Origin of the sequence: Enterobacter cloacae complex sp. P13B, from assembly GCF_014895915.1 — a bacterium.
GTDB classification, from domain to species: Bacteria; Pseudomonadota; Gammaproteobacteria; order Enterobacterales; family Enterobacteriaceae; genus Enterobacter; species Enterobacter bugandensis.
The window spans coordinates 1-272 of sequence record NZ_JADBQN010000079.1 but is presented as its reverse complement, the minus strand read 5'-3'; the positions used below and the strand labels follow the sequence as shown (position 1 = coordinate 272).

Genomic DNA, 272 nt, shown 5'->3' with positions numbered 1-272 from the left:
TTGAGAGACTCGAACACACCTTAAAGATGTGTCGTTTCAATTTTCAGCTTGATCCAGATTTTTAAAGAGCAAATATCTCAAACATGACTCGCAAGTCAGTTTTGAGATATGACGGCAGGTGACTTTCACTCACGAACCAGCAAGTGGCGTCCCCTAGGGGATTCGAACCCCTGTTACCGCCGTGAAAGGGCGGTGTCCTGGGCCTCTAGACGAAGGGGACACTGAAGTCTCAATCGCAAGACGCCTTGCTGCTTACTTTTCATCAGACAATC

General features: G+C 47.8%; 1 tRNA gene. It reads right to left on the bottom strand.

Annotated elements, in window-relative coordinates:
* Window positions 1-144: 144 nt before the first annotated feature.
* A tRNA-Glu gene (locus IM273_RS21825) sits at window positions 145-220 on the bottom strand.
* Between the last annotated feature and the right edge of the window lie 52 nt (window positions 221-272).